General features: G+C 60.7%; 16 protein-coding genes. 4 read left to right on the forward strand and 12 right to left on the reverse strand.

Annotation, left to right across the window (positions count from 1 at the left end; all coding sequences use genetic code 11):
• Positions 1–66: 66 nt before the first annotated feature.
• Positions 67–654: an SCO family protein gene (locus EDC38_RS05570; RefSeq protein WP_123637649.1), complete on the forward strand. Its 588-nt coding sequence runs from the start codon at positions 67–69 to the stop codon at positions 652–654.
• Positions 655–683: 29 nt separating this feature from the next.
• Here the strand turns inward: EDC38_RS05570 and EDC38_RS05575 are convergent, their stop codons facing one another.
• The 9 genes from EDC38_RS05575 to EDC38_RS05615 form a co-directional block, all read right to left on the reverse strand.
• Positions 684–2,393, reverse strand: coding sequence for a tetratricopeptide repeat protein (locus EDC38_RS05575; RefSeq protein ID WP_123637650.1), 1,710 nt, complete (start codon positions 2,391–2,393; stop codon positions 684–686).
• 117 nt (positions 2,394–2,510) lie between these two features.
• Positions 2,511–3,230 carry a DNA repair protein RecO gene (recO, locus tag EDC38_RS05580; protein WP_123637651.1) on the reverse strand — a complete coding sequence of 240 codons (720 nt, stop codon included), beginning with the start codon at positions 3,228–3,230 and terminating at the stop codon, positions 2,511–2,513.
• Positions 3,231–3,245: 15 nt separating this feature from the next.
• Entirely contained in the window at positions 3,246–4,145 is a 900-nt protein-coding gene (gene era, locus EDC38_RS05585; RefSeq protein ID WP_024460534.1) for a GTPase Era, read from the reverse strand.
• Between the two features lie 3 nt (positions 4,146–4,148).
• Positions 4,149–4,853: a ribonuclease III gene (gene rnc / locus EDC38_RS05590; protein ID WP_123637652.1), complete on the reverse strand. Its 705-nt coding sequence runs from the start codon at positions 4,851–4,853 to the stop codon at positions 4,149–4,151.
• Positions 4,853–5,269: a DUF4845 domain-containing protein gene (locus tag EDC38_RS05595; RefSeq protein WP_123637653.1), complete on the reverse strand. Its 417-nt coding sequence runs from the start codon at positions 5,267–5,269 to the stop codon at positions 4,853–4,855. Before EDC38_RS05595 ends, rnc begins: the two co-directional genes overlap by 1 nt.
• A 31-nt stretch (positions 5,270–5,300) precedes the next feature.
• Positions 5,301–6,182 (reverse strand): signal peptidase I, encoded by an 882-nt coding sequence (lepB, locus tag EDC38_RS05600; protein ID WP_123637654.1) that lies wholly within the window; start codon positions 6,180–6,182, stop codon positions 5,301–5,303.
• Between the two features lie 22 nt (positions 6,183–6,204).
• Positions 6,205–8,004 carry a translation elongation factor 4 gene (gene lepA, locus EDC38_RS05605; protein ID WP_123637655.1) on the reverse strand — a complete coding sequence of 600 codons (1,800 nt, stop codon included), beginning with the start codon at positions 8,002–8,004 and terminating at the stop codon, positions 6,205–6,207.
• 183 nt (positions 8,005–8,187) lie between these two features.
• A complete protein-coding gene (locus EDC38_RS05610) occupies positions 8,188–9,579 on the reverse strand; it encodes a DegQ family serine endoprotease (protein ID WP_123637656.1) in 1,392 nt (463 codons plus the stop codon).
• Between the two features lie 152 nt (positions 9,580–9,731).
• Complete coding sequence (locus EDC38_RS05615) at positions 9,732–10,667, reverse strand: MotY family protein (RefSeq protein WP_123637657.1); 936 nt, start codon at positions 10,665–10,667, stop codon at positions 9,732–9,734.
• Positions 10,668–10,792: 125 nt separating this feature from the next.
• Between EDC38_RS05615 and pyrC the strand changes: the two genes are divergently transcribed.
• Positions 10,793–11,848: a dihydroorotase gene (gene pyrC / locus EDC38_RS05620; protein WP_123637658.1), complete on the forward strand. Its 1,056-nt coding sequence runs from the start codon at positions 10,793–10,795 to the stop codon at positions 11,846–11,848.
• A 35-nt stretch (positions 11,849–11,883) separates the two neighbouring features.
• The gene (gene rnt / locus EDC38_RS05625; RefSeq protein WP_123638867.1) at positions 11,884–12,522 is read left to right on the forward strand and encodes a ribonuclease T; all 639 of its coding nucleotides are present in this window, start codon (positions 11,884–11,886) and stop codon (positions 12,520–12,522) included.
• A 16-nt stretch (positions 12,523–12,538) separates the two neighbouring features.
• On the opposite strand, the gene EDC38_RS16645 is transcribed toward rnt, so the two are convergent.
• A complete protein-coding gene (locus EDC38_RS16645; protein WP_281273507.1) occupies positions 12,539–12,673 on the reverse strand; it encodes a hypothetical protein in 135 nt (44 codons plus the stop codon).
• Between the two features lie 179 nt (positions 12,674–12,852).
• Between EDC38_RS16645 and EDC38_RS05630 the strand changes: the two genes are divergently transcribed.
• On the forward strand, positions 12,853–13,674 hold the full coding sequence (locus tag EDC38_RS05630; protein WP_123637659.1) for a universal stress protein: 822 nt from the start codon (positions 12,853–12,855) through the stop codon (positions 13,672–13,674).
• A 170-nt stretch (positions 13,675–13,844) separates the two neighbouring features.
• Here EDC38_RS05630 and EDC38_RS05635 read toward each other — a convergent pair whose 3' ends face one another.
• Both EDC38_RS05635 and purL read right to left on the reverse strand, forming a co-directional pair.
• On the reverse strand, positions 13,845–14,495 hold the full coding sequence (locus tag EDC38_RS05635) for a DUF3313 domain-containing protein (RefSeq protein ID WP_123637660.1): 651 nt from the start codon (positions 14,493–14,495) through the stop codon (positions 13,845–13,847).
• A 16-nt stretch (positions 14,496–14,511) separates the two neighbouring features.
• Entirely contained in the window at positions 14,512–18,378 is a 3,867-nt protein-coding gene (gene purL / locus EDC38_RS05640; RefSeq protein ID WP_123637661.1) for a phosphoribosylformylglycinamidine synthase, read from the reverse strand.
• Positions 18,379–18,676 lie beyond the last annotated feature (298 nt).

Here is an 18,676-nt window from a genome sequence, read left to right on the forward strand (position 1 = left end):
CCTTGCAGTCGCCGGTGGCCCGGAGGATACTGAATCCACTCCTCCGGGCCATCGAGGTCGCCGACCATGTCCAGAGCCCTGCCCGCCTGCTGTCTGTCGTTATTTCTGCTCGCCAGCTGTACTCAGCGAGACGAACCGCTGGTGCTGACCTACGGCACTCTGACCGAGACGCCCCGACCGATCGCCGAGTTCCGGTTGACCGACCAGACAGGGGCCGCCTTTTCCAGAACCAACCTGCTGGGTCAGTGGACCCTGCTGTTTTCCGGCTTTACCCACTGCCCCGATATCTGCCCACTGACTTTGGGCATCATCCGCAACGCCGAGGATAAACTGGAGACACCCGGGCATCACCGGGTGGTTTTTGTCAGTGTCGATTCCGAACGGGACACGCCGGCGCTGTTGCAGGAGTACCTGGGGTGGTTTGACCCAGACTGGGTGGGCCTGTCCGGAACCCGCGCGGCACTCAACCCCTTGCTCGACAGCCTGGAGTTGGGCTATGTGCGGGTGCCGCTGGGCTCGGAAGGCGACTACACCATGGACCATTCGACGGCTGTGGTATTGATCGATCCGGAAGCACGGCTGGTCGGTTACTGGAAGGCGCCCCTGGACGCGGAGCGACTGGCGGCGGATCTGGCCACCCTGCCCGCCCCTTGAGCGGATCGGGCAGAGCGCCAGGCGATACCTCAGAGCCTGGAAGAGGTCAGGGTAATATCCGCGTGGGCCCAGGCCTTTTCAAAACGCTCGCCAATAGCGTCGGCATTGTCATTTTTCCCCTGGGCGCGCAGCGCCTGCTCTAATCCGAACAGGGACCAACCATTTTCCGGGTTCCGGCGAAGCTCAGCGCGGTAAGTCGCCTCCGCCTCCACCGGTCGCTCGGCCTCGAGCAATATGGCGCCCAGGGTCTGGCGCACGGGGGCATGCCAGGCCGGTGGCTCGTCGTAGGGCAATTCGCCCTCAATGGCCATCCCCTCATTGAGCGCCGACAGTGCACCGTCGAGGTCTTTCTCGGCCCAGGCGATTTCCCCGGCGAGCGTCCGCTCGGCTACACGCACGCCGTGCACCAGAGAGTACCGATTCCAGACCCGCATGGCCTCAATGCGCGGGTCTTCGGTGAGTGCCATCAGCGCCGCATGATGTTCCTGCGCTTCAGATAGCCGTCCACTGCGCAGCGCGGCCATCCCCTGAGCATACTCCCACATGGCGACCATGTAAGGCAGATCCTCCGCCGGCTTTGGAGTACTGGCGATCTCGTCCCAAAGCCCGAACCGCACCCGGGCGAACAAGGGAGACAGAGCAAAGTTCTGCATGGCCTCCAGACCTGGCGCCCGCATCAATTCCTCATCACTGGTTCGCCCGTAAGTCGACTCTGCCGCCGCCAATGCGGTCGCCCGATTACCCGTCATGCTCGCGGCAAACCACAGAAAGTGATGGTTGTGGGGAACGTATCCCAGGGGATAGACCCCGGGACCGGGTCGACAGGCGGCCAGATAGGTATTGTCGGCTTCGATCGCGCGCTGGTTGGCGAGTACCGCGTCTTGCCAACGCCCCACCCGGGCGTAGATATGCGCGGGCATGTGCACCAGGTGGCCAGAGCCCGGGATCAGATCACGCAGCCGGTCTGCCGCCATCACTCCTCGCTCCGGTTCGTTCGACGCCTCTACCGCGTGCACATAGAGGTGAAGGGCACCGGCGTGTTCGTCATTGCGCTCGATAACGCTTTCCAGCACTTCGACAATCTCGGCCGTATTACGCTTAGGATTGCCTTCGCCGTCCCAGTAATCCCAGGGCTGCAGGTCCATCAGCGCTTCGGCGTAGAAAGCGGCCGCATCCAGATCGTCGGGATACTGCTCCATCAATTCGGCCATGGCATCGGCGTAGGCACGATCCAGTGCTGAGCGGTCTTCCGGGGGACTCTCGGCGTAGCGGGCCCCCAGAGCACGAATGTAGGCCTGTTCGCGAGGAGTCGCGTTGTCTGCCAGAGCTTGCGCTGCCTGCAGGCGCTCCCAGGCGGCCTGATTGTTGGCCGGGTCCATGCCGGCATTGACGTGTGGGCCCAGCACCAGCGCCGCACCCCACCAGCACATGGCGCACCCCGGGTCCAGCTCGACGGCTTTCAGAAAGGAGCGTTCGGCGGCCTGATGATTGAACCCGTAGGTCAGCATCAGCGCCTGATCAAACCATCGCTGGGCCTCGGAGTTCTGGTGACTGATCGGAAAGTGGTAATCACCCAAGCCATCGAGCAGGGTGGCGCCAACGGGGGCAATTTCGGGCAGGTAATTATCGGGCGAAGTATCGGAAGTGGCGGTGCGGTCGGTCGTATCGCGCTGGCAGGCTGCAGCCAGCAATGCAATCAGAATCAAACCTGGAAACCAGGGAGGGCGGAACCGTTTCATGGGATTTACCTCACAATTCCGTTTAGGGGCATTCCAAGCTACGCCCCGCCCTACCGCCTGTCAATCGGTTGTTTTCCGGCCTCGCCGCCATGACCGGCTCCAGGCATCAGCCACTCATCAGGCCGGGCGGAACAGGTCCCGACTTTTCAATGGCTTACTCCCCAACAGCGGGTGCAGCATCAGTCGGCTGAGGCGCTTGGCGGTCATCAAGGTCTGGGGCTCGGAAAAGTCGGCCTGGGCGCAGGCCAGCAGGTCCGCGCCCACAAACAGCTTGGGGGTTTCCTGCGGATCACGGCTACTATAGGTGGGAATGAAGCCGGCTTCGGGGTCGAAGCGATAGAGAGCGTCGGCGCGCACCGGTTCGCCGGTGTCCGCCTCCTCGGTAAAGCTGATCCCATACCCCAATCCGTCCAGCAGGCGCCACTCGAACTGACGCAATACCGGCTCGGGCGAGGCATCCGCCGGGTTGGTGGACAGGGCATTCATCGTCCAACGGTAATCGTCAAACAGATCGGGGTTGGGATCCTGCTCTCCGAGCAGACGGACAATCAGCTCATTGACGTAAAAGCCACTGTAGAGCGACAGGCCGGCCAGCCGATGGCCGATACCGTCCGCCTCCACCGCCGTGAGGGTTTTCAGGCTGCTCCGGCCACCGAGCGAGACCAGTATGGGAATGAAGGGGTTGAGCAAGGGGCGACGCTGGCTTTTACCCCGGCGCACCCCTTTGGCGACGGCGCCAATCCGGCCATAATCCGGCGTCAACAGATCCAGCAACAGGCTGGTGTCCCGGTAAGGACGGGTGTGCAATACATAAGCGGGCTGGAACTCTATGCGCATGACGCGCCCCCGCCGTTACAGGTCGTCGTAACCCAGACTGCGCAGGGCGCGGCTGTCATCGGACCAACCCGATTTCACTTTGACCCAGAGCTTGAGCATCACCTTCTGATCAAACAGTTTTTCCATATCCAGTCGGGCCTGCTGACCAATCTGCTTGATACGCTCGCCACGGTCGCCAATCAGAATACGCTTCTGGCCATCCCGCTCCACCAGCACCACAGCGGAGATGTGCAGAATCCGGCCATCGTCTTTGAACTCTTCGATTTCCACCGCCATCTGATAGGGAAGCTCATCACCCAGCTGGCGGGTGATTTTTTCACGCACCATTTCCGCTGCCATGAAGCGCGAGCTTTTGTCCGTCAGCTGATCTTCCGGAAACAGGTGTATCCCCTCCGGCAACCGCTCGACAATCAAGTCCTCGAGCCGATCCAGGTTGGTGTTGCGCAACGCGGACAGCGGGATCATTTCCGCCTTGGGAAACCGCTCGCTCAGCTTCTGCAGGTGCGGCAACAGTGTGTCTTTCTGTTCAATCTTGTCGACCTTGTTGATGGCCAGAATCAGCGGACAGGAAAGGTTTTCCAGCCGCTGCGCCACCATTTCGTCTTCCTCGGTCCAGGCCAGTCGGTCCACCAGAAAAATCACCACATCCACGTCCTTGATGGCGGTGGTTGCCGCCTGGTTCATGTAGCGGTTGATGGCCTTGGTTTCCGCCCGATGCAGCCCCGGTGTATCGACAAAGACGATCTGGGTATCGCCCTCGGTCTTGATGCCCTGAACATTGTTCCGGGTCGTCTGGGGCTTGCGGGAGGTGATGCTGACCTTCTGGCCGAGCATATGGTTGAGCAGTGTGGATTTGCCCACATTGGGGCGGCCCACAATGGCCACATAGCCGCAACGTTGTTTTGAATCTGTCATGGCCTAACCCTTGCGCTTCGGTTTGAGGGTGATTTTCTGCAACTTTTCCAGCATTTCCGCCGCCGCCTGTTTTTCGGCCACTCGCCGACTGCTGGCCTGGGCCCGAACGGCTTCCTTGATGGGCGTCACCCGGCACTCGATCGTAAACTGGTGCGCATGGGCCTCGCCCTCCACCTCGACCACGTCATATTCCGGCAGCGGCAGCTTGTGCGCCTGGAGAAATTCCTGCAAGCGGGTTTTGGCATCCTTGGCGGGCTGAGCCAGGGAAAGTGCCTGAAGGCGGGACTGGTACCAGGCATTGACCCGCTCAGCACAGACCTGAAAGCCGGACTCCAGATAGATGGCCCCGATCAGGGCTTCCACCGTATCGGCGAGAATCGACTCGCGGCGGTGGCCACCACTTTTCATTTCCCCTTCGCCCAAGCGCAGGCATTCGCCGAGCTCAAACTCGCGCGCCAACATGGCCAGGGTTTCTCCTTTGACCATCTGGGAGCGCAAACGGCTCAACTGCCCTTCCCTTGCCTCAGGAAACTGCTGGTAAAGCGCCTCACCGATGATGAAGTTGAGGATGGAGTCGCCCAGAAATTCCAGGCGCTCGTTATTGCGGGCACCGTGACTGCGATGGGTCAGTGCCAGGTCAAGCTGGGCCGGGTCACGAAACTCGTAACCCAGGCGGGCCTGCAAGCGTTGTTTGAGAAGGTCGGACACTAATTACCACTGTTGCTTTCTAGGGGTTTACAGCACCGCTCGGGGGCGGAGCTGTCGAGCTGATTATTGAAGGTGAATACCAGCTCAATGTTATGGATGAAGGGAATCCGCTCTTCGTAGGCGATGGTGATCAACACCTTACTGGCGCGCTTATCAATATCAATATTGCGCCGGCCTTCGGTACGGACATTGTTGACCGTATAGAATTTGGTGAGCTGGGCGCGAATGTCCGACGGGCTCATGCTGAACAGGTCATTGTTATTCCTGGCCAACGACTTGAGGGCCGAGGTAATGTATCGGTTCTCGGCGTAAACCGGCACCACCTTGAAGGCGGTAAACAGCACGGCCACGGCAACCAGCACCACAAATACGAACCCAAGGGTAGAAATGCCGCGTTGAGATTGTCGAAATTGCATGCGTACGCCCTCTTTGGTGAACGCCTAACGGTTAATGGATGGCGCCGGCGCGCTCGAAGCTCGGCACACTGAACAGGGAGTCCCAGTGCATCCAGATGGCGAACGCCTTACCCACAATGGCATCTTCCGATACAAAACTCAGGTCCGGGCCATTACCGGAGTTGAATTCGTTCCAACCCCGACTGTCGTGACTGCCATCGCGGTTATCGCCCATCATGAAGTAGTGCCCCTCGGGCACCACCCAGGAACCGTACTGGCTGTAGCGGCCGGGTTCCAGATGCTTGCGCACAGTATAGGTGTTATCGCCGAGCGTTTCCTGCACTACCCGGTAGGGGTAACGAGAGGAACGGTTCACTTCAACCACTTCTTCCTCCACCGGCTCTCCATTGATGGTCAGTTGATGGTCGATGTAGCTCACCGTATCACCAGGCAACCCGATGACCCGCTTGATGAAATAAGTCTCCGGCTGGTGAGGTGGGAAAAACACCATCACTTCACCACGCTCGGGTTTATTGACCGGAATCACTTCGTTATTCAGCACCGGCAGCCGGATACCGTAGGTGAACTTGTTCACCACGATAAAATCCCCCACTTCCAGGGTCGGCTCCATAGAACCGGAGGGAATCTGAAACGGCTCAGCGATAAATGAGCGCAACACAAATACCAGCGCCAACACCGGGAAGAAGGACTTGGAGTACTCGACCCACACCGGTTCCTTGCCGGCCGCCTCAAGCGCTTGCTGATAAGCCTCTTTCTGGTGTTTGTCCGCCAGGTTGGCGCGCTCAAACTGTTTGTCCACCGCGTCAAGTTTCTGCTTGCGCGGCTTGGCCAGAACCAGGGAGTCATACAACCAGACCAACCCCGTAACGAACACTGCCAGGGTCAGAATCAGGGGTAAGTTAATGCTGCTCATAAGCGTTCCATGATTATGGTTATCAGTTATCAACCTTCAGTACGGCGAGGAAGGCGTCCTGGGGAATCTCCACCCGGCCGACCTGCTTCATCCGCTTTTTACCGGCTTTCTGCTTTTCCAGCAGCTTTTTCTTGCGCGAGGCGTCGCCGCCGTAACACTTCGCGGTCACGTTCTTGCGCAGGGCTTTGACCGTGGAGCGGGCAATCACATTGCCACCGATGGCCGCCTGAATGGCGACATCAAACATCTGCCGGGGAATCAGTTCTTTCATTTTCTCAACCAGCGAGCGACCAATGCTCTGGGAGTGATCCCGGTGCACGATCAACGCCAGGGCATCGACCTTATCACCGTTGATCAGCACATCCAGGCGCACCAGGTTGGCCGGTTCAAACCGGTCGAAGCTGTAGTCCAGCGAGGCGAAGCCGCGACTGGCGGACTTCAGCCGATCGAAGAAATCCATCACCACTTCGTTCATCGGCATGTCGTAGCGCAGCGTGACCTGAGTGCCGGTGTACTGCATGTCTTTCTGCATGCCGCGTTTTTCACTGCACAGGGTGATCACATTGCCGAGATACTCCTGGGGCACCAGAATGTTGGCCTCGACAATCGGCTCGCGCATTTCTTCGATCTCGCCCGGATCGGGCAGGTTCGAGGGGCTGGACACATACAGCGTCTCGCCCTTGGTGGTGATCACTTCATACACCACGGTCGGCGCGGTGGTGATCAGGTCCAGGTCGTATTCCCGTTCCAGTCGCTCCTGGATGATTTCCATGTGCAGCATCCCGAGGAAGCCGCAGCGGAAACCAAAACCCAGGGCATCGGAGCTTTCCGGTTCGAAAAACAGGGAGGCATCGTTCAGCGTCAGTTTGGACAGGGCCTCGCGGAAATCCTCAAAGTCATCGGCATCGACCGGGAACATGCCCGCATACACTTGCGGCTTGACCTTCTTGAAACCCGGCAACGCGGGCGTTTCCGGCGTATTGGCGTGGGTCAGGGTGTCCCCCACCGGCGCGCCCAGAATGTCCTTGATACCGGCAATCACAAATCCCACTTCGCCGGCCTTGAGTTCCTTGAGCTTGGTCAGTTTGGGATTGAACACGCCGACGCTGTCCACCACGTGGGACTTGCCGATGGACTTGGTGATGATTTTGTCTTTGACCTTGAGGGTGCCCTGCTTGACCCGCACCAGCGAGACCACGCCCATGTATTTGTCGAACCAGGAGTCAATGATCAGCGCCTGCAGCGGGGCGTCCACATCCCCTTCCGGCGGCGGTACCAGCCGCACCAGTTCTTCCAGAACATCCTCGATGCCCACGCCGGACTTGGCGCTGCAGCGCATCGCTTCGGTGGCCTCGATCCCGATGATGTCTTCAATTTCCTGGGCCACGCGCTCGGGCTCGGCCTGGGGCAGATCCATCTTGTTCAATACCGGAATCACTTCCAGCCCCTGCTCGATGGCGGTGTAGCAGTTGGCCACGGACTGGGCTTCCACCCCCTGACCGGCATCCACCACCAGCAGCGCCCCTTCACAGGCAAACAGGGAGCGGGAGACTTCGTAGGAAAAGTCCACATGCCCCGGGGTGTCAATAAAGTTGAGCTGGTAGGTTTTGCCATCACGGGCTTTATAGCTCAGGGTCACGCTCTGAGCCTTGATGGTGATGCCCCGCTCGCGCTCCAGGTCCATGGAGTCGAGCACCTGCTCGGCCATCTCCCGATCGGTCAGACCGCCGCAGACCTGGATGAAGCGGTCGGCGATGGTGGATTTACCGTGGTCAATGTGGGCGATGATGGAAAAGTTGCGGATATGGCTGAGATCAGTCACTGGGCGTCAAATTCTTAGGTTGGTGCGGTTGGCAAAACGGCGGGAGGGGCCGGGTGCCCGTTGGGGGCACTACCGGAGCCCGATGGAGCCGCCGGACAAAGGCGGCCAGTTTAGCGTATTTGGCTGACCCCGGCTATGGGGAGCCCGGCCAGCCAGCCCGTCCCTGGGCCGGTTTGTGCAGGGCTACTCAATCCGCAGGGTGGTAAACGCCGGCTGCCCATCGCGCAGGAAGCGTACGGCCACCGGCTTGTTTTTGGGCAGATCGCTGACCAGAGCCCGATAGCGGCTCACCGAGTCCACACTGTCATAGCCCAGCTGCGTAATAATATCGCCGGGACGCAAGCCGGCACCGGCGGCGGCACTACCGCGAGTTACGCGGGTCACCAGCACCCCGGTCTCCTGGGCATCGGAGGGTAACGCCTCCACCATCAGGCCGAGGGGGTCTCCCGTGGGGGCGGCATCCGGGCCGCTGTCGGCCACCTGACCGTCCCGGTCCGGCAACAGGCCGATTTCCACATCAATGGTGCGCTCATCGCCCCGTCTCATCACCACCACGGGCACTTCCGAGCCGGGCTCGGTACGCCCCACCAGCGGGGGCAGATCTCCGGACTCACCGATGGTGCGACCGTCAAATTTGAGAATGATATCGCCCACTTCCAGGCCGGAGCGGGCCGCCGGACCCTCGGGATCCATATTGGAAATCAGGGCCCCGGTGGCCCGGCGCAGGCCAAAGGACTGGGCCAGGTCCCGATTCACGCCCTGGATTACCACGCCGAGCCAACCGCGTTCCACCCGGCCTTTGTCTTTCAACTGAGCCACCACTTCTTTGGCCAGCCCCGCCGGAATGGCGAACGACAGGCCGATGGAGCCACCGGAGCGGGTGTAAATCTGGGAGTTGATACCCACCACTTCGCCGTCGAGGTTGAACAGCGGACCGCCGGAGTTACCCGGATTGATCGCCACGTCCGTCTGAATGAACGGTACATAGGTATCGTTGTTCGGGCCGGGTATGCTGCGACCAATGGCACTGATGATCCCGGAGCTGACCGAGTAATCCAGACCAAAGGGCGAGCCGATGGCCAGCACCCATTCCCCGACCTTGACACTATCGGAGTCCGCAAAGCGCAGATACGGCAGATCGTCGGCATCCACCTTCAACAGGGCGAGATCAGACCGGGCGTCCGTACCGATCACCTCGGCGGTATACTCTCGCCGGTCGATCAGGCGCACGTAGATATTGTCAGCGTTTTCAATGACGTGATAGTTGGTCAGGATGTAACCATCTTCAGAGATCACAAACCCGGACCCCATGGAACGCACATCCCGCTCCTGGGGCATGCGTCGTTCAAAAAACTCCCGGAACATATCCGGAATGTCTTCCTGATAGGGAATCCGGTTGCCGGTTTCGACGCGGCCCTGAGTCGTAATTTTGACCACAGCGGGAGAATGCGCTTCCACCAGCTCGGTGAAATCCGGCAGGTCGCGCGCCTGTGCCGGCAATGCCAGCGCGAACAGGCAGACCAGACTCATCAGATAAACCGCCAGCGGCGAACGGGACACCTTCGTATGGGGCATGAACCATTCCTCTCAAGTCAATAACGGTAAGTTCAATGGATAGCGCCAGCTTTGACTGAAGCTGGCATCATAAATTCCATGGATCGTTACATTGATCTGTCTGAATCGACAATGAGGGCGGATATTGAAAGGTCAAGGGCAACTGAGAGGGGTCAATCTGTCCGGGCAGACAGGCGCTCGTCCCGGCGCTCGAGACGGACCGTCACCCGCCGGTTTTCGGCGCGACCTTCCGGGTCGCGATTCGAACCAACCGGATAGCGCTCCCCGTGCCAGCGGGTGATGATTTTTTGCTCGGGGACGCCTCGCTCAACCAGATACTGGGTGACCATTTCCGCCCGTTCCCGGGACAGCTCGAGATTTTCGGCTCTGAGGCCCAGGCCATCCGTATGACCGTCCACATAGAAATGGGTGACCCGGTCATCGGCCGACGCGTACAACGCGATGCGATCCAGCTTTTCCAGCTCAGACTCGGGAAGGTCGGCATAACCGGCCGGAAAATACAGTGCATTGCGCTCCACCTGGTCAAAATTGACCGGCAACAATCCGGACAGGCAGTCGTTAAAACCATCCAGACCCGCGCGAAACCCCACCGGCTCGAGCACAATTTCCGCCGCTTGCGCGCGTCCATCCCAGGGGGCATAAGAAATGATCAAGCGCCGACCGGTGCGCAACTCCGCCGCCAGACGCTGGGAGCGCTGCCAGTCCACAACCAGAGGTTGGGCGCCGGACTGCACCGAGACGGCATCCAGCGTCTCCGGCTGAGCGGTCTCGCGCCACTCGGGGTGCTCGGAGCGGATCTGAGCCTCACCACTCGCCAGATGCCGGTTCGCCTGCTGCAACACAAACCGCTGCGCCTCGCCCGCCCGACGGGTAAATACCGCGCTGCCAAACCGGGGAATGGGCTGAACCAGACGACACTCGAACACGGAAGCATCCAACTGCCAGCTTGCGTTGGCAACCGGCCCGCGAAACTGCTCGGCTCGCGCCCCAAGGGCCAGCGCGCAAGCCCACAGCAGACACCATAGCGGCGCCCACCGAACGTTCCTGCGGTATTGCGGCACAACACGGGGCCCTGAAGGCGTCATCATGGGTTATCGCTCATCGGCTGTCTCACACTCATACCGTCTCTATCGGCACCGGATGGCTGCGCTTTAACGGCAATTTTGGTAGCATGCCCGCTCTTTAGCCCGATTCCAGCCCAACGACGGTGTCCATGACTCAGCAACTGACCCTTACCCGCCCCGATGACTGGCACATCCACTTGCGCGACGGCGATGCCCTGCCGCGAACCGTGGGTGATGCGGCGGCGCAGTTCCAGCGCGCCATTGTCATGCCCAATCTGGTGCCGCCGGTCACCACGGCCGAAGCCGCCGTGGCGTATCGGGATCGCATCCTGGCCGCGCGACCGGCCGGCAGTACCTTCGAGCCCCTGATGGTGCTGTACTTGACCGACAACACCACACCGGAAGACATTCGCGCCGCCAAGGCCGCCGGCGTGGTCGCGTGCAAGCTCTACCCGGCGGGCGCCACCACCAACTCGGATTCCGGCGTGACCAACATCGACGGGCTCTACCCGGTCCTGGAGACCATGGAAAAAGAGGGGCTGCGGTTTCTGTTGCACGGTGAAGTGACCGACTCCGACATCGATATTTTTGATCGTGAGCGGATCTTTCTGGAGCGCACCTTCAGCCGCCTGGTGGCGGACTTTCCGGCGCTGCACACGGTGCTGGAGCACATCACCACCGCCGACTCGGTCGATTTTGTCCGCCAGGCCGGCGATCGCGTCGCCGCCACGATTACCGCCCACCACCTGCGCTACAACCGCAATCACATGTTGGTGGGCGGCATCCGTCCACATTATTACTGCCTGCCGATTCTCAAGCGCAACCGCCACCAACAGGCGCTGATTGAAGCGGCCACCAGCGGCAGTCCCAAATTCTTTCTGGGCACCGACTCGGCACCTCACGCCAAGGGCCGCAAGGAAGCCAGCTGCGGCTGTGCGGGCTGCTACACCGCCTACTCGGCGATTGAGCTCTACGCCGAGGTATTTGAAGACGCTGGAGCGCTGGACAGACTCGAAGCATTTGCCAGCCATTTCGGGCCGGATTTCTACGGTCTGCCCCGGAATACCGACACCGTCACTCTTACCCGAACGGAGTGGCAGCTGCCACAGGCACTGCCCATGGCGGACACCGAGGTAGTCCCTTTGGGCGCTCAGGAAACGCTGCGCTGGAAACTTGAAACTCCTCGGGCAGAGGGGGCGGCGTGAATCAACCGGAAGCCGCCAAAGACCCGAATTCGCCCATGGCCAGCCGCTTTCGCGGCTACCTGCCCGTGGTTATTGACGTCGAGACAGGGGGGTTCAACGCCGCCACCGACGCTCTGCTGGAAATTGCCGCCGTCACCCTGACCATGGACGATGACGGCACCCTGCGCCCGGACGAGACCTTCGACTTCCATGTCGACCCCTTTGAAGGCGCGAATATCGAGCAATCGGCCCTGGATTTCACCGGTATCGATCTGGAGAGCCCGGACCGGCCCGCCGAACCGGAATCCATGGTGATGCCGGACCTGATGAAGGCGATACGCCGCGCCGTGCGTGCCCATGGCTGCACTCGGGCGGTGATGGTGGCGCATAACGCCCATTTCGACCTGGGGTTTGTCAACGCCGCCGTGGCGCGCTGCAACATCAAGCGCAACCCCTTCCATCCGTTTTCCTGCTTTGATACCGCGACCCTGGCCGGATTGGCCTGTGGACAGACCGTGCTCGCCAAGGCCTGCCGGGTAGCCGGCATAGAGTTCAGCAACAGCGCAGCGCACAGCGCCGGTTACGACGCCGAAAAGACCGCCGAGCTGTTCTGCTATATCGTCAACCAGTGGAAGCACTTGGGGGGCTGGACCCCGCCCATGCCGGGCGAGACCGAGGATTCTGAATCAGTATAGGCGGCCTTCCGGCCGCTTACTTCTGCTGTGCTGAACGCTTGGGGTAGCCACTATTGCGCTGGCGGCGCTCCTCTTCCTTGCGCTTGCGGGACTCATGGCTCGCCTTGACCCATTCATCCGACCGTCTCTGCCACTGCTTGTCATTCGGCATGATGCTCATCTCCTGTCATAGTGGGGAACTTTTACCCCCATAGTAATCCAAATTCGTCGCTAACCCCATGACCCCGGGGGAAAAATTATCTCTGTAAAAACGTTTCTCCGATTGCTATGCTTAGCGTTTAACACTAAAAACAATCAAGGTATCGAATTCGAACCACAGCAGGAGCCACTATGACGACCCCTCAACAGAAAATTTTTGTCGTTGTCGATCCCAACGACGAGCAGCACATCGCCCTGGAGCGCGTGGCGGTAACCGCCAAGCTGCTTGATGTTAAACCCTACGTCTATGTGTTCGTCGCCGTTGACGGTGACGCGGTGGATACCCGGGCCAGTAACGACAAACTGTTCCGCGACCAGCGCTGGTTCGATGCCATGATCAAAAAGCCTCTGGAAGATGCCGGCATTGAGTACCTGATCGAAGTGTCCTGGTCCAGCGAGTGGCAGGCGTCCATCATGCAGTCCGCCAAGCGCTTTAGCGCTGACCTGATTTACCTGCCGGTACACGCCAAGGTGAACTACACCCGCTTCACCTTTACCGAATCCAAATGGGAACTGCTCAAAGGCGCGCCCTGCCCTGTGGTCCTGATCCGTCCGGGTGCCAAAGAAGCCCGCAAGGTCATTCTGGCCGCGGTCAACTTCCAGGCGCAGCGTGATGTACAGCGCGAGCTGAACAAAATCATCCTGGAACAAGCCCGTCATTACGCCCAGCTGTACAATGCCGAGCTGCACGTTGTGAATGCCTACCTGGATTCCATGAATTACCCGGACCGCGGTCGCCTGGTGCGTGAAACCGGTCTGGAGCAGGATCGCATTCACGTGAACAATGGCTATACCTCGGAAGTGGTTGCCCAAGTGGCGGATGAGATCAATGCCGACCTGGTGGTGATGGGTACCCTGGGGCAGAACGGTATGACCACCTCACGTCGCGGTAACACCGCCGAGCGCCTGATTGCGGGGCTGGATGACGATGTGATGGTGATTAACCACGAGTAAAGTTTAAGGCCACAGCTTAGTTACGGCGGATGCGCGCCTGGCGGCGCTTATCCGCCCTACGCAACCTACTCTGCTAACGTAACCGATCCTACGCCTCGCAAACGCACGGAGTTCGCGTGGGGCGGATCGGTCCGACGCATCGGAGCGAAGCGCATCCGCCGTAACAATCCCTACTGACGCAACGCGTCCAATTCTTCCCGAAACCACGCCATCCATTCGAGAAACGCCCTTTGCACCTGCATGGCGGTCAATGGACTGTTGCGCTCGTTCAACGAGCGATCAATCGGTTGCCGACTGGTCATGGTTGCCACCAGATCGCCGGACACACTGTCGTACAGATCCAATGTCAGCAACATCACGATGGTGCCCCGCGGCGCATTGGCGCCCTCTTCCGGCGCCTGAATGGCCTGACGCAGCTGCCCTTGCACCTCCAGCACACTCGGCCCGGGGTCAATGGCCAACGCATAGTCGCCGCGCATCACCAGGGTATGCACCAAGGTCTCGGTATAGGTCTGACGGAAAAACTGGCGGTCGTTGCTGTTCAGGTCTTTGAGGGGTAGCTCCCGGCCGGCCGGGCGCCACTGATCCAGGTTCAGCGCCGGCACCCGCAGGGAGTTATAGCCGCTGAAATCCACCCCCGGCACCACAAACACACCATCTAGTGCGGGGTCGTCCAGAGTGGCCACCAGGGCGTCGGCCTCACGTGCCGACTCAGCGCGTTCACGCTCATCAGATTCCGGTGTACTGGCACAGCCCGCCACCAGCAGGCTTATCGCCAGCAAGCCCAGCCATTGGGGACCACCGGAAAGACGACGCTGCATAACTCCCCTCTTCTGATCAGTCTACAAAGACCCGGGCATTGCGGAACATACGCAACCAGGGGCCATCATCGCCCCAACTGTCCGGGTGCCAGGAATTGGTCACGGAGCGGTAAACCCGCTCCGGGTGCGGCATCATGATAGTGACCCGACCATCGCGACTGGTCACCCCGGTGATGCCTTTCGGCGATCCATTCGGGTTGGCCGGGTAGCGCTCGGTCACCGCCAGGTGATTGTCGAGATACCGCAGGGATACCAGGCCGCTGGTGTCACACTGTGACAACTGATCGGCAGAAAATTCCGCCCGACCTTCGCCGTGGGCCACCGCCACCGGCAGGTGAGAGCCGGCCATACCCTTGAGCAATACCGACGGTGAATCGTCGATACGGACCAGGCTGACACGGGCCTCGAACTGTTCAGAGCGGTTGCGCACAAAGTGCGGCCAGTGCTCGGTGCCCGGTATCAGGGATTTGAGATTGGACATCATCTGACAGCCGTTGCACACCCCGAGACTGAACGTATCCGCCCGATCAAAGAAGGCGGCAAATTGATCCCGGGCGCGCGGGTTGAACAGGATGGTTTTGGCCCAGCCCTCACCGGCACCCAGCACATCACCGTAGGAGAAACCACCACAAGCCACCAGCCCTTTGAACTCCTCCAGCGAACGACGGCCGGAGAGAATGTCGCTCATGTGCACATCTACCGCCTGGAAGCCGGCGCGATCAAACGCGGCCGCCATTTCCACCTGACCGTTGACGCCCTGCTCGCGCAGCACGGCAATCGCCGGGCGGGCACCGGTCTGAATATAGGGTGCGGCAACATCCTCGGCGGGATCAAAAGTCAGCTCGGCGCTCAGGCCCGGATCATCGCTCAGCAGTTGTTCAAACTCCTGGCGGGCGCACTCGGGGTTATCCCGCAGGGCTTGCATGCGGTAACTGGTTTCCGCCCAGAGGGTTTGCAGAATGGCCCGGGACTGATCAAAGATCAGCTCGCCGTCGGCTTTGAGGTGCACCCAATCCTCATCATTGGGCTGGCCGATAACGCTGGCGGGTACCCCGGCCTGCTCAAAGCGGGCCAGCACAGCATCGCGGTGTTCACGCCGGACCTGCAATACCGCACCCGGCTCCTCACTGAACAGCGCCGCCAGAGCGTCGTCACCCAGCCCGGTCAGGTCCGCATCCAGGCCGCAGTGGCCGGCAAAGGCCATCTCCACCAGGGTCGCGAACAGACCACCGTCACTGCGGTCGTGATAAGCCAACAGCTGCTCTTCGGCCAGACTCGCCTGAACCGCGTTGAAAAAACCTTTCAGTTGTTCGGCGCTGTCGAGGTCCGGGGACTGCTCACCCATCTGGTTATAGACCTGCGCCAGAATGGAACCGCCGAGGCGATTCTTGCCGTTCCCCAGATCCACCAGAATCAGGTCGGTATCGCCCTTATCCAGGCGCAATTGCGGGGTGACCGTCTGACGGACATCCAGCACGGGCGAGAACGCTGAAATCACCAGCGACAGCGGCGCGGTCACGGCTTTCTCCTGCCCTTCATCCTGCCAGGCGGTGCGCATGGACATGGAGTCTTTACCCACCGGAATGGTGATACCCAAGGCCGGACACAACTCCATACCCACCGCCTCGACGGTGCGGTAGAGTTTTTCGTCTTCGCCCTTATGGCCCGCCGCGCACATCCAGTTGGCGGACAGCTTGATGTCCGAGAGCTTCTCGATGCGGGTCGCGGCAATGTTGGTGATGGCTTCGACAATGGCCAGCCGACCCGAGGCCGGCGCATCCAGCAGCGCCACTGGCGTGCGCTCGCCCATGCTCATGGCTTCGCCCCGGTAGCTGTCGTAACTGACCGTGGTCACGGCGCAGTCCGCCACCGGCACCTGCCAGGGGCCTACCATCTGGTCGCGAGCGACCATGCCGGTAACCGAGCGATCACCAATGGTGATCAGGAAGTTCTTGCTGGCCACTGCCGGATGCTTGAGCACCCGCTCGGCCGCCTCATTGAGGTCCAGCTCGGCCGTGCCGAAGCTCTGGGTGGCCGCCTGATAGCGCTCGGCGCTGCGGTGCATCTTGGGCGGTTTGCCAAACAGCACGGACATGGGCAAATCGACCGGCTTGGCATCGAAGTGTTTGTCGTTCACCAAGAGGTGCTTCTCGCTGGTTGCCTCACCCACCACAGCGTAGGGGCAACGCTCGCGCTGGCAGATGGCTTCAAAGCGCTCCAGGTCTTCGGGCTGAATGGCGAGTACGTAGCGCTCCTGGGATTCATTACACCAGATCGCCAGCGGGCTCATGCCCGGCTCGTCGTTGGGCACATTGCGCAACTCGAAAGCGCCGCCGCAGCCACCGTCTTTCACCAGCTCGGGGAAGGCGTTGGACAGGCCACCCGCCCCCACGTCGTGAATAAAGGCGATGGGGTTCTGACCGCCCTGCTGCCAGCAGCGGTCGATCACTTCCTGACAGCGACGCTCGATTTCCGGGTTCTGACGCTGCACCGAAGCGAAGTCCAGATCCTCGGTGGAGCTACCCGAGTCCATAGAGGAAGCAGCACCACCACCCAGGCCGATCAGCATGGCCGGGCCACCGAGCACCACCAATTTGGCGCCGGCATTAAACGGCGGTTTGTCGACGTGTTCGGTTTTGATGTTGCCGTAGCCGCCGGCCAGCATGATCGGCTTGTGGTAGCCGCGACGCTCGCCGTCAAAGTCGTCCTCGAAGGTCCGGAAGTAACCATTGATGTTGGGGCGGCCAAATTCGTTGTTGAACGCAGCCCCACCAATCGGCCCCTCCAGCATGATATTCAGAGGGCTGGCGATACGGCCGGGGCGACCGTAGCTCTGCTCCCAAGGCTGCTCAAAATCGGGAATCTGCAGGTTGGAAACGGTAAAGCCGTTCAGGCCCACCTTGGGCTTGGAGCCCCGGCCCACGGCGCCCTCATCCCGAATCTCACCACCGGCACCGGTACCCGCGCCCGGGAAAGGCGCAATGGCCGTGGGGTGGTTGTGGGTTTCCACCTTCATCAACAGGTTGATCGGCTCTTGATGGAAGCTGTAGGTCTGGGAGTCCGGGTCTGGATAAAATCGCCCCGCTTCCGGCCCTTCGACCACGGCGGCGTTATCCGCGTAGGCGGACAGCACCTGCTCGCCGCCCTGCTCGTGGGTGTTCTTGATCATCTTGAACAGGCTGCGCGGCTGATCTTCACCGTCCAGGGTCCAGGACGCATTGAAAATCTTGTGGCGGCAGTGCTCGGAGTTCGCCTGGGCAAACATCATCAGCTCGACATCGACCGGATTGCGGCCCAGTCCCTGAAAGCTCTCCACCAGGTAGTCGATTTCATCGTCCGCCAGGGCCAGGCCCAGCTCCCGGTTGGCCACCACCAGAGCCTCGCGGCCACCGGACAGGATGTCCACGCTGGTTTGCGGCGCCGGCGCCTGCTTCTGGAACAGACGGCTGGCCTGCTCCAACTCCGACATCACGGTTTCCACCATACGATCGTGCAGCAACTCGGCGATGGCCGAGTGATCCGTGTCGCCAAATTCACCGTTTACGTAGAACGCTGTGCCGCGCTCCAGCCGGCGAATCTGAGTCAGACCGCAGTTGCGGGCGATATCCGTCGCCTTCGACGCCCAAGGCGAAATGGTGCCCGGACGGGGCACCACCAGGAACAGTTGGCCGTCATGACCCGCTTCGGTTTCCGGCTTGGGGCCGTAGGTCAGCAGTTGGGCCAACGTCTGTTGCTGGTCGTCCGACAGGGGACTGTCCAGGTCGGCAAAATGCACATATTCGGCGCTCAGGCCAGTAATGGCGGGAACCCGGGCCTGCAGGCCGGCCAGGAGTTTTTCGGAGCGGAAAGAGGAAAGTGCGGGGGCGCCGCGCAAAATCAGCATGTCGATCAGGACCTCAGAGGTTCGGAGGGTTTTGAAGAGGGCGCAATTGTACTTGAAATGTCCGCCAATGGCAGCTCTTACCGGGCGCCAGCCTCACAAGCCCGAGGGAACCGTTCGTCGGGAATCTGGCGCCCAAGTCGACACAGCCCGCCTGATCGACTAAAATTTGAACAAACGCCATGCCGTTTAACCCATTTTTGATCAGAAAACAAGCTAGCAGTTCACAGCCACAAGCTTTAGAATTGCGCAAATTTTGCACGGGCCAGATGGGATCTGGCGCCACATCCGACAACATCGG

This window comes from Marinimicrobium koreense (genome assembly GCF_003762925.1).
Classification (GTDB): Bacteria; Pseudomonadota; Gammaproteobacteria; order Pseudomonadales; family Cellvibrionaceae; genus Marinimicrobium; species Marinimicrobium koreense.

Coding starts and splice junctions, on each gene's coding strand:
- EDC38_RS05570 (WP_123637649.1), top strand. CDS start 67: ATGTCCAGAGCCCTGCCCGCCTGCTGTCTGTCGTTATTTCTGCTCGCC.
- EDC38_RS05575 (WP_123637650.1), bottom strand. CDS start 2,393: ATGAAACGGTTCCGCCCTCCCTGGTTTCCAGGTTTGATTCTGATTGCA.
- recO (WP_123637651.1), bottom strand. CDS start 3,230: ATGCGCATAGAGTTCCAGCCCGCTTATGTATTGCACACCCGTCCTTAC.
- era (WP_024460534.1), bottom strand. CDS start 4,145: ATGACAGATTCAAAACAACGTTGCGGCTATGTGGCCATTGTGGGCCGC.
- EDC38_RS05595 (WP_123637653.1), bottom strand. CDS start 5,269: ATGCAATTTCGACAATCTCAACGCGGCATTTCTACCCTTGGGTTCGTA.
- lepB (WP_123637654.1), bottom strand. CDS start 6,182: ATGAGCAGCATTAACTTACCCCTGATTCTGACCCTGGCAGTGTTCGTT.
- EDC38_RS05610 (WP_123637656.1), bottom strand. CDS start 9,579: ATGCCCCATACGAAGGTGTCCCGTTCGCCGCTGGCGGTTTATCTGATG.
- EDC38_RS05615 (WP_123637657.1), bottom strand. CDS start 10,667: ATGATGACGCCTTCAGGGCCCCGTGTTGTGCCGCAATACCGCAGGAAC.
- pyrC (WP_123637658.1), top strand. CDS start 10,793: ATGACTCAGCAACTGACCCTTACCCGCCCCGATGACTGGCACATCCAC.
- rnt (WP_123638867.1), top strand. CDS start 11,884: ATGGCCAGCCGCTTTCGCGGCTACCTGCCCGTGGTTATTGACGTCGAG.
- EDC38_RS16645 (WP_281273507.1), bottom strand. CDS start 12,673: ATGCCGAATGACAAGCAGTGGCAGAGACGGTCGGATGAATGGGTCAAG.
- EDC38_RS05630 (WP_123637659.1), top strand. CDS start 12,853: ATGACGACCCCTCAACAGAAAATTTTTGTCGTTGTCGATCCCAACGAC.
- EDC38_RS05635 (WP_123637660.1), bottom strand. CDS start 14,495: ATGCAGCGTCGTCTTTCCGGTGGTCCCCAATGGCTGGGCTTGCTGGCG.
- purL (WP_123637661.1), bottom strand. CDS start 18,378: ATGCTGATTTTGCGCGGCGCCCCCGCACTTTCCTCTTTCCGCTCCGAA.